This window comes from Camelimonas fluminis, assembly GCF_014656355.1.
Lineage (GTDB): Bacteria > Pseudomonadota > Alphaproteobacteria > Rhizobiales > Beijerinckiaceae > Camelimonas > Camelimonas fluminis.
Map to the genome: position 1 here is coordinate 5,342 of NZ_BNCG01000067.1, position 2,738 is coordinate 8,079.

The 2,738-nt window shown below is 57.0% G+C and carries 4 protein-coding genes and 2 pseudogenes; 5 read left to right on the forward strand and 1 reads right to left on the reverse strand.

From position 1 onward, the window contains the following. From IE243_RS21465 to IE243_RS21475, 3 genes and pseudogenes are all read left to right on the forward strand, one after another. Positions 1-310 (forward strand): annotated as a pseudogene (locus IE243_RS21465) (IS110 family transposase); the annotation flags it as partial. Next, positions 311-619 (forward strand): annotated as a pseudogene (locus IE243_RS23650) (IS3 family transposase); the annotation flags it as partial. Between the two features lie 286 nt (positions 620-905). Next, the gene (locus IE243_RS21475) at positions 906-1,115 is read left to right on the forward strand and encodes a hypothetical protein (protein ID WP_191321299.1); all 210 of its coding nucleotides are present in this window, start codon (positions 906-908) and stop codon (positions 1,113-1,115) included. 120 nt (positions 1,116-1,235) lie between these two features. Here the strand turns inward: IE243_RS21475 and IE243_RS21480 are convergent, their stop codons facing one another. Next, entirely contained in the window at positions 1,236-1,502 is a 267-nt protein-coding gene (locus IE243_RS21480; RefSeq protein WP_191321348.1) for a hypothetical protein, read from the reverse strand. 72 nt (positions 1,503-1,574) lie between these two features. On the opposite strand from IE243_RS21480, the gene IE243_RS21485 reads away from it, so the two are divergent. Further along, on the forward strand, positions 1,575-1,997 hold the full coding sequence (locus tag IE243_RS21485; protein ID WP_191321349.1) for a LabA-like NYN domain-containing protein: 423 nt from the start codon (positions 1,575-1,577) through the stop codon (positions 1,995-1,997). A gap of 22 nt (positions 1,998-2,019) precedes the next feature. Beyond that, a complete protein-coding gene (locus tag IE243_RS21490) occupies positions 2,020-2,628 on the forward strand; it encodes an ATP-binding protein (protein ID WP_210319946.1) in 609 nt (202 codons plus the stop codon). Positions 2,629-2,738: the final 110 nt, after the last annotated feature.

Sequence of the window (2,738 nt, forward strand, 5' to 3'; positions counted from 1 at the left end):
GGGCAGCAGAGCGGCGGCGCTGTTGCGACTGGCCGCGACAACCATCGGTCGAACCGACACCGCCCTGGGAGCCTTCTACCGTCGCCTTTCAACCCGTACCGGCAAGGCGAAGGCCGTCACTGCGACCGCTCGCAAGATCGCGGTGCTGTTCTACAATGCTGTCCGCCACGGGATGGATTACGTCGATCCAGGAGCTTCGTCCTACGAGGCACGTTATCGGGCCCGGGTCATCGACAATCTGCAGCGGCGGGCTAAGACGTTCGGCTTTGTCCTCCAGCCTGCCGGCCTCGCGGTGGATGCCGTTTCTTAGGAAGGCTACGCAGTTCTTCGCGAGCCAAAAGCCGTGAGGTTCGCGTTCGTGGAGAGTTGGCGCCATGTATGGCCGGTGGCGGCGATCTGCCGGGTTCTGCGCGTCAGCACCCGTGGTTACCGATGCTGGCGGTCACGCCCGATCAGCCGGCGAGCGCGCATGGACATGAAAGTGCTGGCGCATATCCGGGAACAGTACCGCTTGAGCCTTGGCAGCTATGGTCGTCCTCGTATGACGATGGAGTTGAAGGAGGCCGGCCTCGATGTCGGTGAGCGTCAGCCCCCTCGCATTCGAAGCCAAGGTGGCATAGTGAAATAGGTGACCGGCGCAAAACCGTTACAAGTCCATTTCTGGACTTTATGCTTTCTCACTCGTCTTCCAAGGTGCCGACGCCCCCAGAAATAACGCGGCAGGCCCTCCAAATGAAGGGCCTGCCCGGTTCCGCTGTCGCACCGCCTATGCCGCCCCTGTAGCCAGACATGCAGCAGCGAAACCAAAACTTCCTATGTATCGCCGATATTCCCTGTATTATTAATATCCGAATATACCAACGTCACCGCGAAAAAATCGCTTAAACCCGACCAGGACATCCACCATGATGGACGAGTGGATTTTCCACATCCGGCAGGTCTTCGCAACCTACTGGAACATCCCAACAATCCTCGCCTACCGGCACGTCTATATCGGAATTGCCATAGGCGCTGCAATTTTGGTCCGGATGGCGCCAGGGGCCCTCAAGATAGGTGCCATCGCCCTGGCATTCTATGGCCCTTACCTCTATTTCACATATTTTCATCATATCTGAGCGAAGCCAGCGGCAGCAGCACCCGATACCCAATATCTCGCAACCGTTTGCCAGTTTCCCCGCCGCGGCCACAACAGGGTCTTCCGCCAAGGTGTCTACGCCAGAGCTTTTTTGGGCCCACTAGCACCATTCGACCTTGCCAGCGGCGCCATCCAAATCCTCACTACCAAACGCACCTTCTGGAAAACCACCATCCAGACACAAAGACGCCGTCCCATACGCGCCCACATTTCGCGGAAAAATCCGAATAATCCACGATATCAACCCGAGCCATCTGGCGCTGAAAAAAGCCGCGACCGCCAGCGCGCTGCCTCTCTTTTTTCCGAGAATAAAAACCCCAAGTGTGCCCCGCGTCGATGGCGGCTCAAATCGTTCTTTGAGCGCCACGAATTTTGCTTATAATCCGTTTCGCCATCACACCCGATGGATATCGGCAATTTTTAGTTCAAGGCATTTATTATGACGCCACCAGAGCGGGTAGCACTATTTATTGACGGTCCCAATTTCCACGGAACCGCCAGATCACTGAACATCAGCGTAGATTACGCCAAGCTCCGGGATTTCTTTTCGCGAGACGCCACAATGGTCAGGGCCTACTTTTATACGGCCCTACGCGACAACGAAGACGATCCTGTCCGTCCTCTTGTCGACTGGATGGCCTACAACCACTACCGGGTCGTATCGAAAATCGCCAAAGAGTACGAAGCCCACTTCGGCGGCAGACGCCTGAAGGGCAACATGGACGTCGAAATTGCAGTCGACGCTCTCGATATCTCTCCACACATCGACCACCTCATCCTGTTTACCGGCGACGGCGATTTCCGGCGCCTGATCGAGGCCGTTCAGGACAAGGGACGCCGCGTCACAGTCGGAACGCCTTGACGTTGCCCTCGTGGCTCACGAAATGGCAAGCGCCCCATCTGCCGACCAAGATGCCCGCACCGATCTCAAACTCATTCTTGATGAGGTCGACCGCTTCCGGAAAATCCTGACAAAACTGACGGAGCGGGACGAACGATCCGACGAATTTCTCGACCACCTATCGCTGGACGTTTTCATTGACCAGGTAGTATCCGACAATCACAGATCCTCACGCGGAATATCCTTCACGAAATCCGGCGAGGGTCCGGAGCCTCTAGCCGTGAGAAATCCGGCGATCATTCATGCGCTGGCCAACATCCTCGACAATGCAGCCGAATTCGCCCGCACCCAGGTTGCCATTCACGCCATATGGAACCCGACCCACATAGCACTTGAAATCAAGGATGATGGCCCTGGGTTCCAGCCAGAAGTAATTGACCGGATCGGCGATCCATACGTGTCGACGAGACGGACGAAAGACCGCGGAGAGCATTCGCGCGAAGGCGGCGGACTGGGCCTGGGGATGTTCATTGCAAAGACGCTGCTCGAACGAAGCGGCGCCCTGATCACCTTCCAGAACGTTCCCTTGCCAGCAACTGGCGCCGTGACCCGCATCGTATGGCCCCGTCACGCACTCACCGCAGACAAATGAGAAAGCCGGCCAAACCAGGCCGGCTTTCTCAAACCATCGTCAATTCGGATCGGCTCAGATCAATGCCTCACCCCGGAGAAGCAGTGAGCCATTCCCGACACCAACCTTTA

Excerpts from the sequence above, each read along its gene's own strand:
- IE243_RS21490 (WP_210319946.1), top strand. The coding sequence starts at position 2,020 with ATGGCAAGCGCCCCATCTGCCGACCAAGATGCCCGCACCGATCTCAAA.
- IE243_RS21485 (WP_191321349.1), top strand. The coding sequence starts at position 1,575 with ATGACGCCACCAGAGCGGGTAGCACTATTTATTGACGGTCCCAATTTC.
- IE243_RS21475 (WP_191321299.1), top strand. The coding sequence starts at position 906 with ATGATGGACGAGTGGATTTTCCACATCCGGCAGGTCTTCGCAACCTAC.